The 24503-nt window shown below is 72.7% G+C and carries 21 protein-coding genes; 8 read left to right on the forward strand and 13 right to left on the reverse strand.

What is annotated here, in order from left to right; all coding sequences use genetic code 11:
- Nucleotides 1-15 precede the first annotated feature (15 nt).
- Entirely contained in the window at nucleotides 16-1440 is a 1425-nt protein-coding gene (locus tag DI272_RS42845) for an FAD-binding oxidoreductase (protein WP_109500527.1), read from the forward strand.
- Nucleotides 1441-1591: 151 nt separating this feature from the next.
- Here DI272_RS42845 and DI272_RS42850 read toward each other — a convergent pair whose 3' ends face one another.
- Together DI272_RS42850 and DI272_RS42855 are read right to left on the reverse strand one after the other, a co-directional pair.
- The gene (locus tag DI272_RS42850; protein ID WP_109500528.1) at nucleotides 1592-2287 is read right to left on the reverse strand and encodes an HAD family phosphatase; all 696 of its coding nucleotides are present in this window, start codon (nucleotides 2285-2287) and stop codon (nucleotides 1592-1594) included.
- A gap of 20 nt (nucleotides 2288-2307) precedes the next feature.
- Nucleotides 2308-2784 (reverse strand): Lrp/AsnC family transcriptional regulator, encoded by a 477-nt coding sequence (locus DI272_RS42855; RefSeq protein WP_109500529.1) that lies wholly within the window; start codon nucleotides 2782-2784, stop codon nucleotides 2308-2310.
- A gap of 209 nt (nucleotides 2785-2993) precedes the next feature.
- Between DI272_RS42855 and DI272_RS42860 the strand changes: the two genes are divergently transcribed.
- Together DI272_RS42860 and DI272_RS42865 are read left to right on the forward strand one after the other, a co-directional pair.
- Nucleotides 2994-4487, forward strand: a complete 1494-nt coding sequence (locus DI272_RS42860; RefSeq protein WP_109500530.1) for an FUSC family protein — start codon at nucleotides 2994-2996, stop codon at nucleotides 4485-4487.
- A gap of 568 nt (nucleotides 4488-5055) precedes the next feature.
- On the forward strand, nucleotides 5056-6087 hold the full coding sequence (locus DI272_RS42865) for a lactonase family protein (RefSeq protein ID WP_109500531.1): 1032 nt from the start codon (nucleotides 5056-5058) through the stop codon (nucleotides 6085-6087).
- Nucleotides 6088-6214: 127 nt separating this feature from the next.
- On the opposite strand, the gene DI272_RS42870 is transcribed toward DI272_RS42865, so the two are convergent.
- From DI272_RS42870 to DI272_RS42885, 4 genes are all read right to left on the reverse strand, one after another.
- Nucleotides 6215-7135: a sirohydrochlorin chelatase gene (locus DI272_RS42870; protein ID WP_109500532.1), complete on the reverse strand. Its 921-nt coding sequence runs from the start codon at nucleotides 7133-7135 to the stop codon at nucleotides 6215-6217.
- A 119-nt stretch (nucleotides 7136-7254) separates the two neighbouring features.
- Nucleotides 7255-8244 (reverse strand): N-acetylglucosamine kinase, encoded by a 990-nt coding sequence (locus DI272_RS42875; RefSeq protein WP_109500533.1) that lies wholly within the window; start codon nucleotides 8242-8244, stop codon nucleotides 7255-7257.
- The gene (locus DI272_RS42880) at nucleotides 8241-8918 is read right to left on the reverse strand and encodes a uracil-DNA glycosylase (RefSeq protein ID WP_109500534.1); all 678 of its coding nucleotides are present in this window, start codon (nucleotides 8916-8918) and stop codon (nucleotides 8241-8243) included. Before DI272_RS42880 ends, DI272_RS42875 begins: the two co-directional genes overlap by 4 nt.
- A 73-nt stretch (nucleotides 8919-8991) precedes the next feature.
- On the reverse strand, nucleotides 8992-10077 hold the full coding sequence (locus DI272_RS42885; RefSeq protein WP_109500535.1) for a sialidase family protein: 1086 nt from the start codon (nucleotides 10075-10077) through the stop codon (nucleotides 8992-8994).
- A 282-nt stretch (nucleotides 10078-10359) separates the two neighbouring features.
- Here DI272_RS42885 and DI272_RS42890 point away from each other — a divergent pair, with 282 nt between their 5' ends.
- Nucleotides 10360-10944, forward strand: a complete 585-nt coding sequence (locus tag DI272_RS42890; RefSeq protein WP_109500536.1) for a hypothetical protein — start codon at nucleotides 10360-10362, stop codon at nucleotides 10942-10944.
- Nucleotides 10945-11164: 220 nt separating this feature from the next.
- Here DI272_RS42890 and DI272_RS42895 read toward each other — a convergent pair whose 3' ends face one another.
- Nucleotides 11165-13180: a HEAT repeat domain-containing protein gene (locus DI272_RS42895; RefSeq protein WP_109500537.1), complete on the reverse strand. Its 2016-nt coding sequence runs from the start codon at nucleotides 13178-13180 to the stop codon at nucleotides 11165-11167.
- A 311-nt stretch (nucleotides 13181-13491) separates the two neighbouring features.
- The gene (locus tag DI272_RS42900; protein ID WP_109500538.1) at nucleotides 13492-15147 is read right to left on the reverse strand and encodes a DNA alkylation response protein; all 1656 of its coding nucleotides are present in this window, start codon (nucleotides 15145-15147) and stop codon (nucleotides 13492-13494) included.
- A gap of 65 nt (nucleotides 15148-15212) precedes the next feature.
- On the opposite strand from DI272_RS42900, the gene DI272_RS42905 reads away from it, so the two are divergent.
- Nucleotides 15213-15968, forward strand: a complete 756-nt coding sequence (locus DI272_RS42905) for a PaaX family transcriptional regulator C-terminal domain-containing protein (protein ID WP_109501337.1) — start codon at nucleotides 15213-15215, stop codon at nucleotides 15966-15968.
- A 63-nt stretch (nucleotides 15969-16031) separates the two neighbouring features.
- Here DI272_RS42905 and DI272_RS42910 read toward each other — a convergent pair whose 3' ends face one another.
- A complete protein-coding gene (locus tag DI272_RS42910) occupies nucleotides 16032-16835 on the reverse strand; it encodes a pectate lyase (RefSeq protein ID WP_109500539.1) in 804 nt (267 codons plus the stop codon).
- A 386-nt stretch (nucleotides 16836-17221) separates the two neighbouring features.
- On the opposite strand from DI272_RS42910, the gene DI272_RS42915 reads away from it, so the two are divergent.
- A complete protein-coding gene (locus DI272_RS42915) occupies nucleotides 17222-18472 on the forward strand; it encodes a PHB depolymerase family esterase (protein WP_258314935.1) in 1251 nt (416 codons plus the stop codon).
- 311 nt (nucleotides 18473-18783) lie between these two features.
- Here DI272_RS42915 and DI272_RS42920 read toward each other — a convergent pair whose 3' ends face one another.
- Nucleotides 18784-19863, reverse strand: a complete 1080-nt coding sequence (locus tag DI272_RS42920) for an NADH:flavin oxidoreductase/NADH oxidase (protein ID WP_109500541.1) — start codon at nucleotides 19861-19863, stop codon at nucleotides 18784-18786.
- Nucleotides 19864-19993: 130 nt separating this feature from the next.
- Between DI272_RS42920 and DI272_RS42925 the strand changes: the two genes are divergently transcribed.
- Nucleotides 19994-20344: a helix-turn-helix transcriptional regulator gene (locus tag DI272_RS42925; RefSeq protein ID WP_109500542.1), complete on the forward strand. Its 351-nt coding sequence runs from the start codon at nucleotides 19994-19996 to the stop codon at nucleotides 20342-20344.
- Here the strand turns inward: DI272_RS42925 and DI272_RS42930 are convergent.
- Together DI272_RS42930 and DI272_RS42935 are read right to left on the reverse strand one after the other, a co-directional pair.
- A complete protein-coding gene (locus tag DI272_RS42930) occupies nucleotides 20270-21688 on the reverse strand; it encodes a nucleobase:cation symporter-2 family protein (RefSeq protein WP_109500543.1) in 1419 nt (472 codons plus the stop codon). The two genes, DI272_RS42925 and DI272_RS42930, sit on opposite strands and share 75 nt — an antisense overlap.
- Before the next feature lie 131 nt (nucleotides 21689-21819).
- The gene (locus DI272_RS42935) at nucleotides 21820-23163 is read right to left on the reverse strand and encodes an FAD-dependent oxidoreductase (protein ID WP_109500544.1); all 1344 of its coding nucleotides are present in this window, start codon (nucleotides 23161-23163) and stop codon (nucleotides 21820-21822) included.
- Between the two features lie 199 nt (nucleotides 23164-23362).
- Between DI272_RS42935 and DI272_RS42940 the strand changes: the two genes are divergently transcribed.
- Nucleotides 23363-23824, forward strand: a complete 462-nt coding sequence (locus tag DI272_RS42940) for a DUF6214 family protein (RefSeq protein ID WP_109500545.1) — start codon at nucleotides 23363-23365, stop codon at nucleotides 23822-23824.
- Nucleotides 23825-23840: 16 nt separating this feature from the next.
- On the opposite strand, the gene DI272_RS42945 is transcribed toward DI272_RS42940, so the two are convergent.
- Complete coding sequence (locus DI272_RS42945) at nucleotides 23841-24434, reverse strand: DUF305 domain-containing protein (RefSeq protein ID WP_109501338.1); 594 nt, start codon at nucleotides 24432-24434, stop codon at nucleotides 23841-23843.
- Between the last annotated feature and the right edge of the window lie 69 nt (nucleotides 24435-24503).

The raw sequence follows: 24503 nt of genomic DNA on the forward strand, positions 1-24503 counted from the left end.
GAAACGGGGGATCGCATGTCCAGCACCGTCGCCCGCGCGGCACGCACCGAACTCACCGAACTCACCGGCTTCAAGGGTCAGTTGATCGGACCCGACGACACCGGCTACCCACCGGCCCGAAGCGTCTACAACGCGATGATCGACCGTCGGCCCGCCCTCGTGGCCCGCTGCGCCGACGCGGACGCCGTCGCCCGCGTCATCGGCTTCGCCCGCACCCACGACCTGCCCCTCGCCGTGCGGGGCGGCGGCCATCACGGCGCCGGTCTGGGCACCGTCGACGACGGCGTGGTCCTCGACCTGTCACCGCTGAAGACCATCGAGGTCGACCCCGACTCCCGCACCGTGCGCGTCGACGGCGGGTGCCTGTGGGGCGAGGTCGACCGCGCCACCAACGCCCACGGCCTCGCCACCCCCAGCGGCATCATCTCCACCACCGGCGTCGGCGGTCTCGCCACCGGCGGCGGACTCGGCCACCTCACCCGCAAGTGCGGGCTGACCATCGACAACCTGCTGGAGGTCGAGATCGTCCTCGCCGACGGGGAGAAGGTCGTCGCCAGCGGCTACGAGAACAGCGACCTGTTCTGGGCGGTCCGTGGCGGCGGCGGCAACTTCGGCGTCGTCACCTCGTTCCTGTTCCGGCTGCACGAGATCGGCACGGTGGTCGCCGGGCCCACCTTCTGGCCGGTCGAGAACAGCGCCGAAGTCCTCACCGCCTACCGGGACTTCATCCTGAACGCTCCGCGCGAGCTCAACGGCTTCTTCCTGCACGGCACCGTGCCGCCCGCTCCGCCGTTCCCCGAGGAGATCCAGCTCCGCAAGACCGCCGGCATCGTCTGGTGCCACACCGGCGGCGACCCCGAGGACGCCGCCCGCGAGATGGCGCCGCTGCTCGACGCGCTGCCCGCGCCGCTGCTGCACGCCCCCATGGTGCTGCAACACCCTGAACTCCAGTCGATGTTCGACGGGCTCTACCCGCCCGGCCACCAGTGGTACTGGCGCGCCGACTTCGTCGAGACCATCCCCGACGACGCCGTCGCCCTCCACGCCAAGTTCGGCGCCGAAGTCCCCACCATGCAGTCGACCATGCACCTCTACCCGATCGACGGCGCCGCCCACGACGTCGGCCAGGAGGAGACCCCGTGGGCCTACCGGCACGCCAACTGGGCGTCCGTGTACGCGGGAGTCGACCCCGACCCCGCCAACGCCGAGCTGATCAAACGCTGGACGGTGGACTACTTCGACGCGCTGCACCCGTTTTCGGCGGGCGGCGCCTACGTGAACATGATGATGGACGAAGGCCAGGAACGCGTCCGGGCCAGCTACCGCGGCAACTACGACCGCCTGGCCCGCATCAAGGCCGCCCACGATCCGGACAACGTCTTCCGCCTCAACCAGAACATCCAGCCGGCCCCGAAGCCGACGCACGAGGCGCGGCCGTAATCCGCGCGTCGGAGGCGGACCCGGGGTCCGGTGCGGTGCCCCGGCTGCGGGACGGGGCACCGCGTCGAGCTTGGCTGCGGGATGGGGCACGGCGTCGAGCCCTGGCTGCGGGAGGGGGCACCGTCGTGCCCGGGGTTCGCGTCCGGACGGGTCAGGACGTCCCGGACGAACGCGTCAGCCAGTCGTAGGCGGCCCGTGCCGTGAACTCCGCCTGGCCGCCGCGCAGGAGCAGTGAGGCGGTGGCGAACTCCGGGGCGTCGGCCTGGGCGGCGACGTAGGGGACGGCGATGCAGCGCATCCCGGCCGCGTGCGCGGCGGCGGCGCCCGGGGCCGCGTCCTCCAGGACCACGCAGTCGGCCGGAGCCGCGCCGAGCCGGCGGGCCGCCTCCAGGAAGACGTCCGGTGCGGGCTTGCCGCGCTCGACCTCGTCGGCGGAGACCACGGTGTGCAGGAACGCGCCCAGGCCGGTGCCGGCCAGGATCGCCTCGATGGCCTCCGGCGACGACCCCGAGGCCACGGCCATCGGGACCCCTTCGGTCGCCAGCAGCTCCACGAACTTGCGCATCTCGGGATACGCGGGCGTGGCGGCGCGTGCCAGCTCCAGGTAGCGGCGGTTCTTGGCGTCGAACACCTCCTCGACGGAGGCCGCGAGACCGTACTCCCGCTTCCAGATCCCGACCGTCTCCAGGGTGCTGATCCCGACGTACCGCTCGTGGTCCGCCCAGGTGTAGCCGGGGACGCCGTACTCGGCGAGGACCTGACGGCCGGCTTCGTAGTAGTTCGGCTCGCTGTCCACGAGCGTGCCGTCGAGATCGAAGATGACCGAGGTCGGGCCGAGCTTGCTCATGTCGCCCAGGATGCCAAAGATCAGCTCCGGGTCGCGCGGCCGATCGACTCCACCAGCGGCAGCAGCCGGTACGGCACCCGCTCGCGCAGCGCCACCTCGGTGCGGGTACGGACCACGCCCGGCAGGCTGATCACCTTCTGGATCACGTCCTCCAGATGCGCGTTGTCCCGCGCCACCACCCGCGTCAGCAGATCCCCGCCGCCCGCGATCGAGAAGGCCTCGACGATCTCCGGCACGGCGGCCAGCGCGTCGCCCACATCGTCGAGCCGTCCCTGGGTGACCTCGATGTGGACGAACGCCAGCACCGGGTGGCCGAGGGCGGCGGGAGACAGCGAGGGCCCCGTGCCGGTGATCACACCGTCCCGTTCCAGCCGGTCCAGGCGCGCCTGGAGGGTGCCGCGCGCGACGCCGAGAATGCGGGCGTACTCGCGCACGCTCGTACGCGGCTGCTCCAGCAGCAGCCGCAGGATGCGGGTGTCGAGCTCGTCCACGGCCATGCCGTCCGGCCTCCTGGTCTGTGGTCCGTTGGCCTGCCGCTGGACGGCGGCAGCCCTGGATGACTGTGCCAATGGCCCAGCATATGCGAGGCGACTTGAGCCAGTCGCGGGGCTGATGCTGCAATGAACCCGTCGATGGCGCTGCGGACCCCGCGGCGCCTTTTTCATGCCGGTATCCGAGAACGAAGAGACGCAGGGGGCGGGAAGCAGTGCTGAAGAGGGTGTTCGTGGCTCCGGACCCGGGCCGGGTGCGGCTGCGCTTCGCGGTGCGGGCCGTCGTCGGCATCGGGCTCGCGGTCGTCGTGTGCGGACTCGCCGGGCACTCCCTCGTCGGCGCCGTCACCGGCGGGCTCGCCGCGCTCCTCGCCCTGTTCACGGTCACCGACGCCACGGTCCGCGGCCAGGCGGTCACCACCGCGCTGCTGCCGGTCGTGGGCCTGCCGGTGCTCTCCGCCGCGGCCGCACTGCACGGCCACCCCGTCGCCCGTGACATCACCTTCCTGGCCGTGACCGGCGCCGGCGTGTACGCGCGCCGCTGGGGCCCGCGCGGGCACAGCCTCGGCGTGTTCGCGTTCATGACCTTCTTCGTCGCCCAGTTCCTGCGGGCCGGTACCGACCGGCTGCCCGAGCTGTACGCCGCCGTCCTGCTCTCCGTGGCCGTCGCGGCGGCCGTGCGCTTCGGCCTGTGGTGCTACGAGCGCCGGCTGCCCCCGCCCGCCGTGCCCGCCCCGCCCGCCGGGACCGGCCTCGCCCGGGTGACCACCCGCCAGGCCGTCCAGGCGACCGTCGGCGCGGCCTTCGCGCTCGTCGTGGGCCAGCTGGTGTCCGGGGACCGCTGGTACTGGGCCGTCGGCGCCACCTGGTGGGTCTTCGTCAACACCAGCTCGCGCGGCGAGACGCTAGTCCGCGGCTTCCGCCGGGTCCTGGGCACCGTGATCGGCATCGGCATCGGCCTGCTCGTCGCCGTTCCGCTGGACGGAGCGGGACTCCCGACGGCCGTGCTCCTCGCCGCCTGTGTCTTCGGGATCTTCTACACGGCCGCGGTCTCGTACACCTGGATGATGCTCTGCGTCACCGTCCTCGCCGAACTGCTCTACGGCCTCCTCGGCGTCCTCACCCCCGGACTGCTCGCGCTGCGCCTGGCGGAGACCGGCATCGGGGCGCTCGGCGCGGCCCTCGCCGTGCTGTTCGTGCTGCCCGTCACCACGCACACCACGACCGACGCCTGGATCCAGCGCGCCCTGCGCTGCGTCCACGCCTGCACCGCCGAGGCCGCCGCCCGGCTCGCCGGCACCCCGGACGCCGATCCGGCCCCGCGCGTAACCGAACTGGAGCAGCTGCTGGCCCGGGTACGGCTCTCCGTCGCCCCGCTGGTGCACCCGCTGAACCCGATGCTCGGCCGCAAGCGGCGCGCCCGCAGGGTCCTCGCTCTCCTCGACGACTGCGCCCGCGAGATCCGCGGCCTGGTGGCCGTCGCCGCCGATCCCGAGGCGTCCCACGACGCCCGCCTCGCCGCCGCCTGCTGGCGGGTGGAGGCCGCGGTGGAAGCCCTCACAGGCGGCGCGCACGGAACCCTGACGGTCACGGACCAGCCACCCGCCGAGGAACCGGCCCTGGCCCACCTGCACGGCCTGGAGCGAGCCCTCACCGCCCTGGCGACACCGCTGCGCACACCACCGGGTTCACGCCTGGTCGGAACCTGACGACGACCCCACCCCCGAGTGACGACCGCCCCGTCCCCGCCCCCGGCACCCCGACGACCGCCGCCACATCCAGCCGCACAGCGACTCCGCCCCGCTCCCGCGGGGGCGTAGCATCGTCCCCCTCCCGGGCGGATGTGGCGCTGCGGTCCGGTCGCGGGCGGGTGTGGCGCTGCGGTCCCGGTCCCAGGCGGGCGACGCCATGCTCGTCTGTCTCCGGGGCGCGGTCTATTGCTCGTCTGTCTCCGGGGTGCGGTCTGCGCCTGTGCGTCACCGGGGTGTGGTCCGCGCTCGCCCGTCACCCGGCCCCGCTCCACGCTCGCCCGTCGCCGGAGCGCGGCGCCGCGCCCGCCCTTCACCGGCCCGCCGCCTCCCGTCCCCCGCCGCGCCTCAGAAACCCGGAAGCACCCACCCCCGCGTACGCTGACCGCCCGACCTCCTCGCGTTCCCGCTCGTGCGCGCGCAGCGACACCGCTGCCGCGCCCCGCCGTGGCGGGGTGAAACCTTCGCCGGATGGTCTAGACCGCTGCTACCGTCACCTCCAACGGCTCGGGACCGAGAGGGGACAGCGGTGGCAGACGGTGACGGACGGCAGCGGAGGGCCTTCATCGGGTCGTTCACGGCGGCCGGAGGCCCCGGCATCGTGACGGCGGCGGTGGCCCCGGTAACCGGCGCGCTCACACTCCTGGGCAGCCTCGACGACCTCCCCGACCCCTCGTACCTGGCCCTGGCACCGGACGGGAACACGCTCTACGCGGTCAGCGAGACGGCCGAGGGCGCGGTGGCCGCCTACCGCGTCACCGGCAAGCGCCCCGAGCCCGCCGGACGCCCGGTACCGGTCGGCGCCGGCCCCACCCACCTCGGCCTCTACGACGGTCACGTGCTGACCGCCGACTACGGCTCCGGCAGCGTCACCGCCGTTCCGCTCCGCCCCGACGGCACCCTCGCCGGCCCCGCCTCCGGCGTCCTGCGGCACAGCGGCTCGGGCCCGCACACCCTGCGCCAGCAGGGCCCGCACGCCCACCAGGTGCAGGCCGACCCGAGCGGGCGGTGGGCCGTCAGCGTCGACCTCGGGACCGACTCGGTCCATGTGTGCACGCTGACCGACGGAACGCCCCACCCGCACCGCACGATCGCCCTGCGCCCCGGCTCCGGCCCACGCCACCTCGCCTTCCACCCGGACGGCACGCACGCCTACGTCCTCAACGAACTCACCCCGAGCCTCACCGTCTGCCGCTGGGACGCCGCGGAGGGCCTGCTGAAGCCGCTGACCGAGGTCCAGGTCCTGCCGGCCGCCCCGGCCGGGGACGCCTACCCCTCCGGGGTCGTCGTCTCGCCCGACGGCCGCTTCGTGTGGACCGCCACCCGCGGCGAGGACGTCCTGTCCACGTTCGCCGTCACCGGGGACGCGCTGCGGCTGGTCGCCACCGTGCCGTGCGGCGGCCACTGGCCGCGGGCGATCGCCGAGGCGGACGGGTTCCTGTACGCCGCCAACGAGCGCTCCGGCGACGTGACCTGGTTCGCCCTGGACCAGGAGACGGGCCTCCCGCGCCGGGCCGGTGCGGTACGGGTGCCCGCGGCATCCTGCGTGGTGTTCGCCTGAGGCCCCAGGCCCCAGGCAGCAGGCCCCCGCCCGCCGCCCCCACCTGGGCGTCCCGCATGCCGAAGGGCCCGCCTCCCGTGCCGGGAGCGGGCCCTTCGGCGGTGCCTGCGTCTGTCGTGCGCGCGCCTCAGCGCGTCGGAGCGCCCTGCGGCTGCTGCGGGGCGATGCCCAGCGCCGTCGTGTACTTCGCCAGCGCGAGCTTGCCGATCGCCGGGTAGGGGCCGAGCGCCTCGGCGGCGGAGCAGCCCGCCTCCTTGGCCGCCTCCTCGATCAGGCCCGGGTCGATCTCCGGCCCTATCAGGTACGGCGCCAGCGCCAGCTGCTGCGAACCCGAGGCCCGCAGCTGCTCGGCCACGGAGGCGATCGAACCCTCCTGGTCGAGGGCCGCCGCCATCACCGGCACGGCGAGGCGCGCGGCGAGCAGCATGCCGGTGATCCCGGCCGCCTGTACCGCCTCGTCACCGCCCACGGAGGCCAGGATGATGCCGTCCGCGGCGGTCGCCACGGTGAACAGCCGGGCCCGGTCGGCACGGGCCAGACCGGCCTCGGAGAGCCGCACGTGCAGCGCCTCGGCGAGCAGCGGGTGCGGGCCGAGCACATCGGTCAGGTCGGCCGCGACACGGCTGTCCATCACGGCCTGGCGGACCACCCGCAGCAGCGCGCTGTCCGGACCGGCCAGCAGCGGCACGACGACGGCGACGGGGCCCTCGGGCTCCTTGACCTCGACCCCCGCGGCCTTGGCCTGCTCGTAGCGGGCGGTGCGCTCCTCGGCGGCGTGCGTGAGCACGGTCTGGAGCGTGGGGAACTCCGCGTCGTCCCCGTCGAGGTAGCCGATGCGCGCGTCGAGGCCGGGGAGCTCGGAGCGGGCGATGCTCACGACCTCCTCGGCGAGGCCGCGCGTGGCGGCGCTCGGCGTGCCCGGTACCGCGAGGACGAGCGCGGGCGCGCCCTCGGGAGCCGCCAGCGGCTCGGGACGGCGGTGCCGTCCGGGCTGGCGGGGGCGCGGCATTCGTACTGGCAGGCCGGCGGGCCCAGTGGGGGAGCTCATGGCGCCGCATGTTACTGGCTAACTGGGCTTCCCTGTTCGGGGAGGGTGCAGGTGAGCGGTATCCGTCCGGTTTTGTCTGATGAGTTACGTACGGATCGGAAGCGGGCGCCGTGTCGGGATCAGTCGCCCGTTCCGGTCGTCACGTGCACCATCGACGCATCACTCGGCAGAGTGAGCGCCCCGGTCGCCAGGTCCGTCGCGATCCGCACCGCACCCTGCAAGGGGTCCCCGGCGGCCGTGACCCGGCGCGCGTGCGGCAGGCGTTTGGCCAACTCCTCCTCCAGGGGTACGAGGAGCGGGGCGCCCATCTTGAACAGCCCACCGGTGACCGCCACATGCGGTTCTCCGGTCGGCGGGCAGACCGCGGCGGCCGACTCGGCCATGTGGCGGGCCGCCGCGTGCAGGATGCCGGCGGCCACCGGGTCGCCGTCCGCGCAGGCGGCGACATGCGGCGCGAACGAGGCGAGGACGGCGGGCCGGTCGGGGCGCGGATAGAGCCGTCCCGGCAGCCCGGGCATGGGGCCGAACTCGCCCTCGGCGCGGGCCAGCAGCCCGGCGGAACCACCCTCTCGCCCGTCGTACGCCCGCAGGGCCGCCTCCAGCCCCGCCCGGCCGATCCAGGCACCGCCGCCGCAGTCGCCCAGCAGATGACCCCAGCCGTCCGCGCGACGCCAGCCCGTCAGATCCGTGCCCACGGCGATGAGTCCCGTACCGCCCGCGACCACGGCGCCCGGCCGCGGCCCGAGGGCGCCGACATAGGCGGTGACGGCGTCGGCGGCGAGCACGAGCGACACGACCCCGAACTCTCGCCGCAGCGCGCCCGGGAGTTCGGCGCGCAGGCCGTCACCGAGGCTGGACAGCCCGGCGGCCCCGACCACGGCCGTGCCCGGCCGGGCCACCCCCGTCTCGGCGGCCAACTCGCGCACCATCGGTACCAGTTGTTCCATCAGATGCGCGGCGTCGATGCCCCGCGCACCGGTCCGCACCGGCATCCGTGACTCCCGCACCCCCAGCACACCGCGCTCCGCCGTGCCGACGACGGCCCGCAGGCCGGAGCCGCCCGAGTCGACGGCGAGGATTCCGTGGGCGCCCGCGCCTGTGCCCGTCACGGCAGGCGCCAGTCCACCGGTTGCCCTCCCTGCCGGACCAGCAGGTCGTTGGCGCGGCTGAAGGGACGCGAGCCGAAGAAGCCGCGGTCCGCCGACATGGGGGAGGGGTGGGCCGACTCCACGGACGGCAGGTCGCCGAGGAGCGGACGCAGATTGCGGGCGTCGCGGCCCCAGAGAATCGACACCAGCGGCTTGCCCCGCCCGGCGAGCGCCCGTATCGCCTGCTCGGTGACCTCCTCCCAGCCCTTGCCCCGGTGTGCGCCCGGCTTGCGCGGGGCGGTGGTGAGCGCTCTGTTGAGCAGCAGCACGCCCTGCTGGGTCCATGGCGTCAGATCGCCGTTGGAGGGCTGGGGCAGACCCAGGTCGGTGTTCAACTCGCGGTAGATGTTGATCAGGCTGCCGGGCAGCGGACGCACCTCCGGCGCGACCGAGAACGACAACCCCACCGCGTGTCCGGGCGTCGGGTAGGGATCCTGTCCGACGATCAGGACGCGAACCTCGTCGAAGGGCTGCTGGAAGGCCCGCAGGACGTTGGGCCCGGCCGGGAGATAGGTGCGTCCCGCGGCGATCTCCGTGCGCAGGAAGTCGCCCATCTCGGCGATCCGTCCGGCGACGGGTTCCAGGGCCTTCGCCCAGCCCGGTTCGACGATTTCATGCAAGGGTCGTGGTGCCACGGGCGTCACCCTACTGCCGTACGGGCAGCGGCGATCAACCGGTGGCCAAGGCCCGGCGGTCCCCCCTCGTGGCTCATCCGATCACCGCGGCCCGCACACACAGCACGTCCGGCAGATGAGCGGCCAACTGCTGCCAGGTGTCACCGTCGTCGGCCGAGGCGAACACCTCTCCGTTGCGGTTGCCGAAGTACACGCCGGCCGGGTCCGCGTCATCGGTGCAGAGCGCGTCGCGCAGCACGGTGCCGTAGTGGTCGCCCTGCGGCAGTCCCGCGGACAGCGGCTCCCAGCTCTTGCCCGCGTCCGTCGTACGGAACACCCGGCACCGGCGGTCGGCGGGCACGCGGTCCGCGTCGGCGTTGATCGGGAAGACGTACGCCGTGTCGCCGCGGCGCGGGTGGGTGGCCATCGCGAAGCCGAAGGTGGACGGCAGACCTTCACCGATGTCGGTCCAGTGCGCGCCCGCGTCGTCACTGCGGTAGACGCCCCAGTGATTCTGCAGATACAGCCGGTCGGGCGTGGCCGGGTCCTGGGCGACCTTGTGCACGCACTGGCCGAACTCCGGGTCGGGATCGGGCAGGAACACCGCGGAGACACCGGAGTTGGAGGGCGCCCAGCTCGCGCCGCCGTCGGACGTCCGGAACACCCCGGCCGTCGACACGGCGACCGTGACGGCCCCGGGATCGCGCTTGTCGGTGACCACCGTGTGCAGCCCCTCCCCGCCGCCGCCCGGCACCCACTTGGACCGGGTCGGGTGCTCCCACAGCGGACGGACCAGCGTGAACGACTCCCCACGGTCCTCGGAGCGGTACAGCGCGGCCGGTTCCGTGCCCGCGTACACCACGTCCGGTTCCGCGGCCGCCGGATGCAGCTGCCACACCCGCTCCAGTGAAGCCCCGGTGTCCTTGGGGAACTTGACGGCGGGCTGAGCCGGTTCGGTCCAGGTGCGGCCGAGATCGTCGGAGTGGAACACCGACGGCCCCCAGTGCGCACTGTCGCCGCCCGCGAGCAGCCGCGGCCGCTCGCTCCGGGTGTCGATCGCCACCGAGTACACGGCCTGCGCGTTGAAATACGGACTCTCGTCGAACTCCCAGGTGCCACCCCGCCTGCGTCCGATGAACAGGCCCTTGCGGGTCCCTACGGCGAGCAGTACTTCGGCCATGCCGGCCACCTCCGCGACGTCGTCGTCCCAGATATGTCTCAGATATCGGCCAGTCTGCACCCAGCCACTGACAGTCACCCCTGGAATGGGCTCCGCCGCAGGTCAGGGCGGTGATGGTAGCTCGTGCCGGCGATCCGTGGGCCGCTTTCGCGAAGACCGGGCCGAGTGCGCGGGGTGCGTGCGACGGTCGGGTCGGGGCATTCGCCGTGAGTACCTCGGAGGCGATCCCCGTATGGAAGGGCGGCCCGGCATGTTCGTGCGTTCATGAGGAGGAAGCCTTCGATGGCGTTCCGTGGACCGAAGGTGTGGCTGTGGCGTTGGCGGCGCAATCCGCTGCGGCGTCGCGCCGACAAGGTGGAGGCCTGGCTCGTGCTCGGTGCCTGGCTGCTCACCGTCCTCGCGGGAGTGTCCGCCGGACTGGCGGCGAGCCGGTCCGTCGAGGGCACCCTCGCCCGGGAGCGCGTCGAGTGGCGGCAGGTGGAGGCCCTGCTCGTGGCGAAGGCGCCCGGCACCTTCGCCGGACAGACCGGGACCGCGAGCAGCGACCAGGTGTGGGCGAAGGTGCGCTGGGCGGCCCCCGACGGCTCCTCGCGCACCGGTCAGGTGCGCGTCCGTCCCGGCAGCGCCGCCGGCACCCCGGTCGCCGTCTGGACCGACACGGAGGGCCGCCTCGTCACCCGCCCCGCCACCGCGGCCCAGGCCCACCTGCGGGCCGCGCTGATCGGGGCCCTCGTGGGCGTGAGCGCGGCGATCGTGCCGTTCGTCGCCGGCCGCACGCTCTGCGGACGCCTGGAACGCCGACGGATCGACCAGTGGGACGCGGAGTGGGCACGGTTCGGACAGCAACGGGGACGGACGGCGGGCTGAGCCGCGGGCGCCCGCGGCACACCACAGGCGGTGCGGCGCGCGCACGGCACGCGCCCGAGGTGCCGCCGGCTTGCCGCGACGCCTTGGGTGCGTGCCGTGCAGGCGGCGCGCCACCTTCGGTGTGAGCCGCGAGCTCGCCGCGCCACCCTCGGTGTGAGCCGTGCGCGTGCCGCGCCACCCTCGGTGCGTGCCGCGGGCGCCCCGTTGATGCCCTCGGCGGTCAGTCGGTGCCGTGCGCGAGTACCTCCCGGCAGGTTCGCAGCAGCCGCTCGTCGGAGAGGATCGCCAGGGGTGCGTACCCCTCGGACGGGGCCGTGTGCCGCTGCGGGGCGGCAAGCTCCGCCCGGAGCAGGTCGTGCAGCGGCGCGCCCGTCGGCCCCATGGCCGCGACGCACTCGGCGACGGGCTGCCGGAGGGCCGGTGTCCCCGTCCAGGCGTCGCGCAGCAGCGGAACCACCAGGTCCGCCTCCCGCTCGCCGCCGATCCGCCACAGGGCACACGCCGCCGTTGTCCGCCCCCATACGTTCGGCTGCCCGGCCAGGCGCCGGAGCCCGGCGACCGCCGGCGTGCCCGCCGCCCCGAGACGGGCCAGCACCTCGGCCGCACCCCGCTGCGCGACGACGTCGCCGTCGGCCGTCAGCAGCACGCGGAGGACCGCATCGGCGTCAGCCGCCAGCGTCCAGAGCGCCGCCGCCGCCTCGACCGCGTTCTCCCCGTCCAACAGCCCCCGCACCACGGGGATCGCCTCCACGGCCGCGGCGCCGAACGCGCCGAGCGCGCGCAGGGCCGCACCGATGACGACGGACCGCATCCGGTGCTCCGGCAGACCGGCCGGCAACCGCAGGATCAGCGGCACGCTCTCCGTGTCGCCCAGCTCCGCGAGCGCCGACAGCAGCGCCACCGCGCGGTTGTGCACGTCGGGAGCGTCGAGGGCAAGGCCCGCGAGACTGTCCCGCAGCGCGGGGGCCAGCGGCGCGGCGGCCGCCCCCAGGTGGACCACGACCTGCCCCAGGTCATAGGGAGCGCCTGGGACGGCAAGGAGTTCCGCCAGGACCGGCACCGCGCGCGGATCGCCGCTTCTGGCCAGTGCGCGGAGCGGATCGCCCAGGGTCGGAGCGCCGTGCTCCCAGCGCCGCACCCACAGGTCGGGGCGGGACGTCACCAGGGCGTGCAGATCGTCGGAGGCGGGCGCGGCCAGGTGGTGGAGGTCCTCCAGGACCGAGGTCGCGGCATGCCGCAACTGGTCCTCCTCTGCAGCCAGTTGGGCGCCGATGAGGGCAACGGACGTGCTGTAGTCGGCCCGCCAGTCGCGGAACAGGCTCGCGGACATCCACAGCGCGTTGCACCGGTCGGTCGGGTCCGCGCTCGTCAACTGCCCGTTCAGCAGGGCGATCCGGTCGGTCACCCGGCCGCCGAGCGAGGTGTGCAGCGTCCGCAGCAGCTGGGAACCCTCCTCGTCCGACGGGCGCAGTCGACGCAGCCGGCCGACCAGCGTGTTCGTGTCCGGACGGCCGGGTTCGCACACGGGGCCGCGGCGGTGCTCGGAACGCTCCCGCAGCAGTCCGACGACCGTGCCCACCAGGTCGGCGGGCAGCCGGTCCGGTGCGCAGCCCGCCAACTGCCCCAGCGCGGCCAGTCGTTGACCGGGGCCGTGGGGTGCGGCACCGAGGGCCGTGAGAAGCTCCACCGCCTCCGCCGCGGGTCCGGGACGGCGGCGGGCCAGGAAGCCGAGGGCCTCGGTCAGCGCGAGCAGGACCCGGTCGTCCCGCTCCACCGCGATCCGCTCGCGCAGCAGACCGAGCACCCGCTCCGGCCGGTCGAGGAACCGCACGACGGCGCCGGCGGCGGTCCGGCGTACCCCGGGGTCCGGGTCCCCGGTCAGCCGGGCGAAGGCCTCTGCGCCGGCACGGACCGCTACCCGCGCCATGGCGTAACGTCCGTCCGGGCCTTCGTACGCCTCCCCGTCGCCGCCGATGCTGGCGAGGAGTTCCACGATTCCGCCCCGCTCGCGCACCTCTTCGCGCTCGGCGAGCGCGAAGAGAAACGGAACGCAGGCGAGCGTCGAGTCGTACACATCCCCCTGGTGGTGCACGGCGCCGTACATCCCGTCGAGCGCGATCTCCCGCTCGGCGGGGTCCGCGGAGGCCAGCCCCCGCAGGAGGCCGGGAACGTCCTCCGCGCTCCCGTAGGCATGCCGCATCGAAGCCCAGTCGACCTCGTCGATCCCCGTGAACACGCTGCCCTCCCCAGGCGTAGTGCCAAGTGATCCCGAGTCTGCACCACGGCACTGACAACGAAGAGGAATCACAGGGTGACGGTCTGTCGGCCATGCCGACATTGGCCGATCAACGGCTCCCGGCAGTCGGCCGAGGACGCGCGATCAGCCGGGAACACGCAATGAATCGCGAGGTCGTGCGCTCGGCAGGGAACACGGGAACACGCGATCAGCCAAGAACTGGCGGTCAGTCGAGAACACGGGATCAGCCGAGAACTGGCGATCAGCCAGGAACACGCGATCAAGCAAGGGCGTGCACTCAGCGAGGCCGGTCAGCTGGCACCGGGCAGCGCCCGCTCCAGGATCGCCCCCAGGTCCGCCGAGTCGGGCAGCGTGCCGAAGGCGTGCCCCCAGTCGCCGCCCAGCCGGGTCGCGCAGAAGGCGTCGGCGATCGCGGGCGGGGCGTGCCGGACCAGGAGGGAGGCCTGGAGGGTGAGCGCCATCTGCTCCACCAGTCGCCGCGCCCCGGTCTCGGAGCCGCCCCGCACCAGGTCCTCGAGCCGGCTCACCGCGGCGTCCAGTCGCGGGTCCGCCCCCTGCGCCAGGGCCAGTTCGCCGAAGAACGCCTCGGCGGTCCCGGGCTCCCGCGTCAACGCGCGCAGCACATCGAGGGCGTTGACGTTCCCCGAGCCCTCCCAGATGGACAGCAGGGGGGCCTCGCGGTAGTGCCGGGGCATGCCGGAGTCCTCGACATAGCCGTTGCCGCCGAGGCATTCCAGCGCCTCCGCGGTGAAGGCCGGGCCCCGCTTGGTCACCCAGTACTTGCCGACCGCGGTGGCGATCCGCCGGAACGCCTGCTCACCGGCGTCCCCGCGCACCGCCCGGTCGGCCGCGCCGGCCAGCCGCAGGGTCAGGGTGGTGGCGGCCTCCGACTCCAGGGCGAGATCGGCGAGAACGTTGCGCATCAGCGGCTGATCGACCAGCCGGGCCCCGAACGCGCTGCGGTGCCGGGCGTGGTGGCCCGCCTCGACGAGCGTCTTGCGCATCAGCGCGGCCGACATCATCACGCAGTCGAGCCGGGTGCAGTTGACCATCTCGATGATGGTCTTCACGCCCCGCCCCTCCGGCCCGACCAGCCAGGCCACGGTCCCGTCGAACTCCGGCTCCGAGGAGGCGTTCGACCGGTTGCCGAGCTTGTCCTTGAGCCGCTGGATGCGGAAGGCGTTGCGGCTGCCGTCGGGCAGGACGCGCGGCACCAGGAAGCAGGACAGCCCGCCTTTGTCCCCGTGAGGGGCTGCCTGCGCCAGCACCAGGAACACGTCGCACATCGGCGCCGACGTGAACCACTTGTGCCCGCGCAGTGTGTGGACGCCCGGCTCGGCGGTGGGCGTGGCGGTGGTCGAGTTGGTGCGGACGTCGGACCCGCCCTGCTTCTCGGTCATCCCCATGCCCGCCAGCAGACCGCGCTTCCGCGTGGGCACGCGCAGGCCGGGGTCGTACTCCCGGCCGGTCAGCAGCGGTTCGTAGACCTTCGCGAGGTCCGGCTGGTGACGCAGCGCCGGGACGGCGGCATAGGTCATCGAGGTGGGGCAGCCGTGCCCGGCGTCCGTGTGGCCCCACGCCAGCCCGCCCGCCGTACGCGCGACATGGGCACCGGGCCGGGCGTCCGCCCAGGGTGCGCCGGCCAGTCCCTCGGCGACCGCGGTCCGCATCAGGTGGTGCCAGCTCGGATGGAACTCCACCTCGTCGACGCGGTGGCCGTACCGGTCGTGCGTGCGCAGCTCGGGCTCGTGGCGGTTGGCGAGCTCGGCCCACTCCTGCGCCTCGGCGCTTCCGGCCAGCCGTCCGAGCCGTCGTACGTCCTCCTCGGCCCAGTCGGCGCCCTCGCGGCGCAGCCCCTCCAGCAGGGCCGTGTCGTCGGAAGCGTCGTACGGGGCCAGGGGCGGGGGCTGGTTGATCACGTCGTGCGTCGCGTGTGTGGAGGCCATGGACCGAGTGTTGCACTATTCCTGCGGTCGCAGCAATCATGCAATACGACATACAGTACGTGACCATGCGGACGAACACGACGGCTCGAGCCGAGGGGCCGCCCGAGGAGCCGCCCGAGGAGCTGGAACTGCGCCCGCTGTCCGCGCGCTCGGTCGTCCTGAGCCTGCTGCTGGGGGCGCATCCGCCCGAGCTGCCGGTGAAGGAACTGGTGCGCCGCGTGGAGCCGTTCGGCGTCGGCGGCTCCACCGCGCGGGCCGCGCTCAGCCGGATGGTGGCCGCCGGCGACCTGCGGCGCACGGACGCCGTCTACCGGCTCAGCGACCGGCTCCTGGAGCGGCAGCGGCGCCAGGACGACGCCGTACATCCCCGCACGCGCGCGTGGGACGGCGACTGGGAGATGCTCGTCGTCACCGCGACGAGCCGTGGCCCCGCCGAACGGGCCGACCTGCGCACCCGTCTGACCGCCCTGCGGCTGGCCGAGCTGCGCGAGGGCGTCTGGCTGCGCCCCGCCAACCTGTGCCGTCCGCTGCCGGCCGACCTGGACCGGCTGGCCGAGCGCTGCACCGCCCGCCCCGCCCGCCCCGCGGGTGAACTGGCCGCGTCCCTGTGGCCGCTCGACGCCTGGGCCGCCACCGGAAGGGCCCTGCTCGCCCACGCCTCGCGCGCGGATCGCCCCGCGGAGCTCTTCACCGCCTTCGCGGCGGTCGTACGGCACCTGCTCGCCGACCCCGTCCTGCCTGCCGGGCTGCTGCCGGGGGACTGGCCGGGACAGGCGCTGCGGGCCGCCTACGCCGACTACCGCCGCGGGCTGGGCACATGATGCGGCGGCCGTGCGAAGCGCCGTGCGGGGACGCTTCGTACGGCCGCCTTCACCGTGGGGGGACTACTTGTAGGTGATGTCGGACGTCGCGTACTTGCAGTACGTGCCGTCGGGACCGGAGCCGTTGGTGGTCGGCTCCTTGCCCGTGTTGTTGCCGATGTACTTCTGGCAGGGGACGATCTTCTTGCTGGAGTCTCCGACGATCGTGATGCCCCTCAGGGTCGCGCTGTCGCCGTAGTTGGTGTTGATGCCGACGAGCTTGCCGCCCTTGTAGGTCGCCTCGATGGTGTTGAGGTTGATCGTCCGCTTGTACTGCGTCGAGCAGTTGCCGCACGAGCGCACGAACGTACCGAAGTTCTTCACCGCGAAGTTGGAGACGTTGAGCGTCCCGGCGCCGTTGAACTGGAACACCTTGTCGCTGGCTTCCTTCGCGCCGCCACCGGAGATGGTGTAGACGTTCGACGAGGAGGAGCCGCGGAACGTCGCCGCGTCCTCGCCGACGTCCTCCCACCAGACGTTCTGCAGCGTGCAGCTGCCCTCGCAGTGGATGCCGTCCGCCGCGGGTGCGCCGATGATGACGTTCTTCAGAACGGTGCCGGCGGCCAGCTTCAGGATCGGGCCCTGGTCCTCGTCCTGGTTGTCGCTGCCCAGGTCGCCCGTGCCGTAGAGGCGCTTCATCCCGTAGTCCTTGGTGCCGGACAGGGAGATGGTGGAGGAGACCGCCTGGCTGCCGTTGGCCGTGGGCCAGGTCGCGGCACTCGCCGTCGGCGTATTGAGTGCCATGATCATGCCAATCGAGAGGCCGAGTGCGGCCGTGGCGCCGGTCAGGGCGCGTCCGCGGGTGCGGGGAGGTGGTGAAGAAGTCATGTCCCGATTCCTTCTTCCTGTTGGGGGGTGGTCGCGAACATGTACATGAATGACGTTCGTCATTCAGAACAGAGTGCGCGTACATCGTGACCTTTTGTGCGGCTGGCCGCATCAGTCGGTCACGCTGCTGAACGGAACGTAGGGGGCAAGCGCTTTCTAGTCAACGCTTTGCGCAGAAGAGATCCGGGTGCCGCTGGTCGTGGCCCGGATCGCCGCGCGGAAAGCGTGGGAGCGCTTCCATGACGGCCATGTGCATGCCACCATTCCTGTTGCTCCCCTCAGCGATGCCCCCACGAGCCGTCATCACGAAGGGACCCACCGTGTCCGCCACTGTCGGCACCATCGCGAGGAGACCGCTGCGCGCGGTCCTTGTCGCGCTCCACGGAATGCTGGTGGCCTTGCTCGCCGCAGCGCTCCTCACCGCACCTCCGGCCGCCGCGAAGGAGGCCGCTCCGACCGCCACGCTCACCGAGATCACGAACTTCGGTGCGAACCCCAGCAACCTGCAGATGTACCTGTACGTCCCGGCGACCGTCACCGCCGACCCGGCCGTCCTGGTGGCCGTTCACTACTGCACCGGCTCCGGCCCGGCGATGTACTCCGGCACCGAGTACGCCTCGCTGGCGGACCAGTACGGGTTCATCGTCGTGTACCCGTCCGTCACCCGGGCCAGCAAGTGCTTCGACGTCGCCTCGCCGCAGGCGCTCAAACGCGGCGGCGGCAGCGATCCGGTCGGCATCAAGTCGATGGTCGACTGGACGGTCGCCACCTACCACGCCGACACCAGCCGCATCTTCGCCACCGGCATCTCCTCCGGCGCGATGATGACCAACGTCCTGCTCGGCGACTACCCGGACGTCTTCGCGGCGGGCGCGGCCTTCTCGGGCGTGCCGTTCGGCTGCTTCGCCACCACTGACGGCTCCGAGTGGAACAGTGCCTGCGCGCAGGGCACGGTCAGCCACACCGCGCAGGAGTGGGGCGACATCGCCCGCGCCGCCTACCCCGGTTACAGCGGCCCCCGGCCACGCATGCAGCTGTGGCACGGCACCGCCGACGACACGCTGCGCTATCCCAACTTCGGCGAGGAGATCAAGCAGTGGACCAATGTGCTCGGGGTGAGCCAGACTCCGGCCGCCACCGACTCGCCCCGGTCCGGCTGGACCCGCACCCGCTACGGCGGCACCGGTGACCGTGCCCCCGTGGAGGCGATCAGCCTCCAGGGCGTCGGCCACAACCTGTACAGCTACGGCGTGATGGGGCCGATGGCCGTGCACTTCTTCGGCCTCGACGGCGGTGGCACCGTGCCCCAGCCGCCCGCGGGTCCCTGCAAGGTGACCGTGACGACCAACGCCTGGAGCACCGGTCTGACCGCCTCCGTGACCGTCACCAACACCGGCACGACCACGGTCGACGGCTGGCAGCTCGCCTTCACGCTGCCCGGCGGGCAGACGATCACCAACGGCTGGAACGCCACGTACGCGCCGAGTTCCGGCCCGGTGACGGCGACGAACGCCTCGTACAACGCGACGCTCGCCCCGAACGCGAGCGTCAGCATCGGTTACCAGGCGACGCACACCGGGAACAGTGCGGCGCCGGGCTCCTTCAGTCTCAACGGAACGGCCTGCACGGTCGGTTGACGCATTCCGGCCGCAGGCGCCGTCAGTACGGCAGCAGTCGCCCCGACGGTGTCCTGCGGTCGATCGTCTCGTCCCGGCGCGGGGCGGGCCGGCGGATGACTCGGATGCGGGTCTGACCCTTCATGACGCCCTCCTCATGCCTGATACCAACAGCCTCGCTGTCGCGGGCGCCCGGCACATCGTGCCTGGGAAGGCATTACCCCTGACCTCGGGGGAGCAACCGCGGCGGTCGCGCTACTTCTCCGGGACGACCGGACGGCACCGGGACCTACGCCTGAGGTCCCGGTCCTCCCGGTGCGCGGCCCGAGGTCTCAGACCGACCGGTGGTACTGGTCCGGCACGTGCACGTCCCCGCCCAGCCGGCGCGCGGCCTGCCGCGCCCAGGACGGGTTGCGCAGCAGTTCACGGCCCAGCAGTACGGCGTCCGCCTCGCCGTTGACCAGGATCTTCTCGGCCTGTTCGGGCTCGGTGATCAGACCGACCGCGGCGACCGGCAGCGTGGTCTCGGCCTTGACGCGGGCCGCGAAGGGCACCTGGTAGCCGGGGCCGATCGGCATCCGGACGCCGGCGGCGTTGCCGCCGGTGGAGACGTCGAGCAGGTCGATGCCATGGGCCTGGAGATCGGCGGCGAACCGGACGGTGTCGTCCGGCGTCCAGCCGCCCTCCTCCAGCCAGTCCGTCGCCGAGATGCGGAAGAACAGCGGCTTGTCGTCCGGCCACACCTCCCGTACGGCGTCCACGACTTCGAGCGCGAAGCGGGTGCGGTTCTCGTACGAGCCGCCGTAGGCGTCGGTGCGGTGGTTGGAGTGCGGGGAGAGGAAGTTGCCGATCAAGTAGCCGTGGGCGCCGTGGATTTCGGCGATCTCGAAGCCGGCCGCGAGGGCCCGGCGGGCGGCGTCCGCGAACTGGCCGACGACCTGCTGGATCTGAGTGACCGTCAACTCGGCGGGTACGGGGTGCTGGTCGTCGAACGCCACCGGGCTCGGCGCGGACGGCTGCCAGCCGAGCCCCTCCGGCCCGACCGGCGCGCCGCCCTTCCAGGGCCGCTCGGTCGACGCCTTGCGCCCGGCGTGCGCGAGCTGGATGCCCGGGACGGTGCCCTGCCCCACCAGGAAGCGGGTGATCCGGCGGAACGCCTCGACCTGGGTGTCGTTCCAGATGCCGAGGTCGTACGGCGAGATCCGGCCCTCCGGGCTCACCCCCGTGGCCTCGACGATGACCAGGCCGGTGCCGCCCGCCGCCCGCGCCGCGTAGTGCGCGAAGTGCCAGTCGTTGGGCGCCCCGGTGTCCGGGCCCTCGGGTGCCGCGGAGTACTGGCACATCGGCGGCATCCACACGCGGTTCGGGATCGTCAGGTCGCGCAGGGTGTAGGGCTCGAAGAGTGCGCTCACGGCGGGCTCCATTCGTCACGGGACCGGTGGTCGACTCGTACGATAGGCATCGTAGTACGGCGGATGTCAAACTACGAAGGGTTTCGTACAATGGGGTTTCCCGAACGCTTCCCGAAGAGGTGGAACCGCCGTGACCTCGCCCGCCGCCGTCAGCAGCCGCGACCTCCCGCATCCGGCCCGGGACGAGATCCGGCTGGAGCCGATCCTGCACGCGCTCTCCGACCCGATGCGCCTGGCGATCGTGCGTGAGCTCGCCGCCGTCGGTGACGAGCTGACGTGTTCGCAGTTCGAGCTGCCGGTCACCAAGTCCACCACCACGCACCACTTCCGGGTGCTGCGCGAGGCGGGGGTGATCCGGCAGATCTACCGGGGTACGTCGAAGATGAACGGACTGCGCAAGGACGACCTAGACGACCTCTTCCCGGGACTGCTCGACGCCCTGCTCGGTGCCGCCGACCGGCAGGCCGTCCGTCTCGGCTGACGCGGGCGGCCCGGCCGGACCGGCGGCGGACCCGGCGGGCTCGGCGGAAGCGGACTTCGACGGCAGGTGGTTGAAGAGCAGGTTCAGCACGATCGCGGTCAGGCAGCCCGCGCTGATGCCGCTGTTCATCACGGTCTGGAACCAGTCGGGGAACTTCTCGTAGACCGCCGGCACACCGACCGGGAGCATGCCCATCGCCACCGAGACGGCCACCACCGTCAGGTTGTTGTTGCCCTTGAAGTCGACGGTCGCGAGGGTCCTGAGACCGCTCGCGGCCACCGTCCCGAACATCACCAGACCCGCACCGCCGAGCACCGGCGCCGGTATCGCCGCCACCACCGCGCCCAGCTTGGGCAGCAGGCCGAGGAGCACGAGGATGCCTCCCGCCGCGGCGACCACCCAGCGGCTGCGCACCCGGGTCATGCCGACGAGGCCCACGTTCTGCGCGTACGCCGTGTAGGGGAAGGTGTTGAAGACACCACCGAGGACGGTGGACAGACCGTCGGCGCGCAGACCGTCCGCGAGGGCGCGCGGCTCGACCCTGCGGTCGGTCATCTCCCCGACCGCGATCAGGTCACCGGTCGTCTCCGTCATCGTCACCAGCGCCACCACCAGCATCGACGCGATCGCGGACGCCTCGAAGGCCGGCGCCCCGAAGTGGAACGGCGTGCTGATCCCGAGCCAGTCGGCGTCCCCGACCCCGTCGAAGTCCGTGAACCCGAACGGCACCGCCACCGCGAGTCCCACCACGATGCCGATCAGTACCGCGATCCGGCTGAGGAAGGCGGGCGCGAACCGCTGCACGCCCAGCACCACCAGTAGCACGAACAAGGCCAGGCCGAGATTCTTCGGCTCCCCGAAGTCCGCCGAACCGGCTCCGCCCGCGGCCCAGTTGCCGGCCACCGGCAGCAGCGAGAGGCCGATGATCAGGATCACGGTGCCCGTGACGAGCGGCGGGAAGAAGCGGAGCAGCCGGCCGAAGACGGGTGCGAGCAGCATGATCGCCAGCCCCGCGACGATCACCGACCCGTAGATCGCGGGGAGACCGCCGCCGGTCGTGCCGATGAGCACCATGGGGGAGACGGCGGCGAACGTGCAGCCCTGCATGATCGGCAGACGCACACCGAAGCGCCAGAAGCCGATGCACTGGATGAGGGTCGCGACGCCGCACACCAGGAGGTCGGCGGTGATCAGATAGGCCAGATCCGCGGGCGACAGTTTCATCGCGCTGCCGACGATCAGGGGGACGGCGACGGCGCCCGCGTACATGGCGAGCACGTGCTGGAGGCCGAAGGCGAGAAGGTGACGGGTGGGTGGGACTTCGTCGACAGGGTGCGTGGTCATGGGTGGGACCGTAGGCTCCTTGAACAGATTGTTGATTTCGGGGGTGTTGCGGGTTCGTTTCCCGGTGCGGGCCGGATGCGGCCGGCCGCGCCCACGCGGCGGAGCGGCACAGCGATACGGCCCCGCGCGCCTCAGCGGACGATGCCGTGCGCGGCGTTCAGGAGTGACTGCCAGTCCGGGAGCTTCACCGTCGCGCGTCCCAGAGACGCACCCAGTGCCGCCTCCGCCCGCTCGATCGACTGCCAGCCCGCCCACTCCACCGGCTCCGCCCCCTCGGCTCGCATCGCCGCCAGCGGATCCTCCCGCCGCTCCTCCCGGGCGAGCGCGTCCGCGTCTTCCAGCAGCGACGTCACCGTCTCCTTCGCGCACGGCCGGTTCGTGCCGATGACCCCCGTGGGGCCCCGCTTGATCCAGCCCGCCACGTACTCGCCGGGCGCCACCACGCCCTCGCGCAGCACGCGCCCGGCGAGATGCGGCACCGTGTCGCGTTCCGTGTCGAACGGCAGGCCCTCCAGCGGTACTCCGCGATAGCCCACCGAACGCAGCACCAACTGGGCCTCGATGACCTCGTACCGCCCCGTGCCGGTCACGCCGCCGCTCCCGTCCGGGACCGTCCGCTCGAAGCGCACCGCGCCCACCCGCCCCGCGTCGGCGAGGAGTTGGACGGGGCGCAGGAAGAAGCGCAGACGGATGCGGCGCGGGGCAGGGCTCGCCGGTGCCCCGGCCCAGCCGCGCAGCACCTCCACGTTGCGGCGCTGGGCGGCGGGCAGCGACGAGGGGTCCAGGTAGGCCGGATCGAGCGCCAACTCGTCCTGATCCACGGTGGCTTGCGCCCCCGGGAGTCCGCCCAGCTCGCGCAGCTCCTTGGTGGTGAACCGGGCCTGCGAGGGGCCGCGGCGGCCCACCATGTGGACGTCCGTCACCCGGCTCGCGGCCAGCGCGGTGAGGGCCGGCTGCGGCATGTCCGTCGGGCTGAGCTCGGCGGCTCCCCGGGCCAGCATCCGCGTCACGTCGACCGCGACGTTTCCCACGCCGATCACCACGGCCGAGCGGGCCGCGCGGACGAAACCGTCGTCGACGGCGTCCGGATGGGCGCTGTACCAGGAGACGAACTGGGTCGCCGAGAAGCTGCCCGGCAGCTCCTCGCCGGGAATCCCCAGGTGGCGGTCGGTGGCGGCGCCCACGCAGTACACGACGGCGTGGTACAGCTCCCGCAGCCGGCTGGTCGGCACTCCTCCGGCGCCGATCCTGACCCCGCCGAGGAAGCGGATCCGGTCGTGCTCCAGGACCGTGCGCAGGTTGTTCTGGAGGGACTTGATCTTCTCGTGGTCGGGTGCCACGCCGTAGCGGACGAGTCCGTAGGGGCACGGCAGACGGTCCAGGACGTCGACGTACACCGCGGGGTCGAGCTGGACGAGACTCTGGGCGGTGTAGCACCCGCTCGGCCCGGAGCCGACGACGGCGACACGAAGCACGGCGGTACTCCTTACCCGTGGGGTCAGAGCAGATCGCTGATGTCTCCAGCATCGCACCGTCGCTGCTGCGCTGACAGGGTGCTGTACGCGCCAGGGGGCGCGTGTCCGTTGGTATGGAAAGTGATCATGCGGTTACGTTGCGTATGTGCTAGAAGCATCGTTTCTTAATCTTTCTGATCGTTGTCCGACGGACGGTGCGGTGTCCGTGTGGCCCGCGTGGGAAGTGCAGGAGGCCGACGGCGCCACCGCGTGGTTCCACGTCCGGCTCGCGTTCACCGATGGAGCCCGGGTCGACGTGCTGGCCGTGGTGTGCGACGGCTGTGCCTCGCTGGAGGACGTGCGGGCCCAGCCGGCGCTGTCCCTGGACGACCTGGCGGTCCTCGCCGACTGGATCGAGGGCCCGCTCTTCGAGGCGTGCGGCATCGAACCCGAGCCCGAGGAGGGTGAGCCGGCCGTCTCGCGGCGGGCCCGGCCCGCCTGGCCGCGGGGTGTCGAGGGGCGGTGGCTGATCGCGCAGGAGTACCGGGCCGCTCAGGAGGAGGGCGTCGACCCGGTGCTCGCGGTGATGTGCGCGACCGGGCGCAGCCGCCGCAAGTCGCTCAGGATGATTGCGCAGGCGCGTGACGCCGGATACCTGACACCACGTCACGCGCGGCGCTGAGCACGCCTGTACGGTTCTACAGCAGGTCCCGCATCCGGGAGATCTCGCTCGTCTGCTGGGCGACCACGTCGTCGGCCATCTCCTCGATGCGGATGTTGTTGCCCTGTCCCTTCACGTCCGTGGCCATGGTGAGCGCCCCTTCATGATGGGTGATCATCAGGGTGAGGAAGAGCTGGTCGAAGGCTTTGCCCTCGGCCGCCTCCAGCTTCTTCAGCTGCGCCTCGGTGGCCATGCCCGGCATCGAGGCGTGGTCGTGCGTCCCGGCCTTCGGGTCCTTGCCGTACGACGTCAGCCAGCTCTCCATGGCCTCGATCTCCGGCCCCTGGGCCGCCGCGATGCGCTCGGCCAGCTTCTTGACCTTGCCGGACCCGGCGCGGTCCGGGACGAGTTCGGTCATCTCCAGGGCCTGGGTGTGGTGCACGATCATCATCCGGGCGTACGAGACGTCCGCCGCGTTGGGGGAGTCGTCCTCGGCGCGCTGGTCCGCGGCCTCCTCGGCGGACAGGGTGCGGTTCACCTCGCCGGGCTCGCCCGGCGCGATCACCGAAGGGCCGGTCGCCGCAGCCGACTTGGTGTCCGAGTCGGAGTCGCAGGCCGCGAGGCCGAGCATCACCAGAACGGTCACCGTGGCGACGGACGCGCGGCGGATGAGCACAACGACCTCCTGTGGCAGGCGTGG

The sequence above is a fragment of the Streptomyces sp. Act143 genome (assembly GCF_003143935.1).
Taxonomy (GTDB): domain Bacteria; phylum Actinomycetota; class Actinomycetes; order Streptomycetales; family Streptomycetaceae; genus Streptomyces.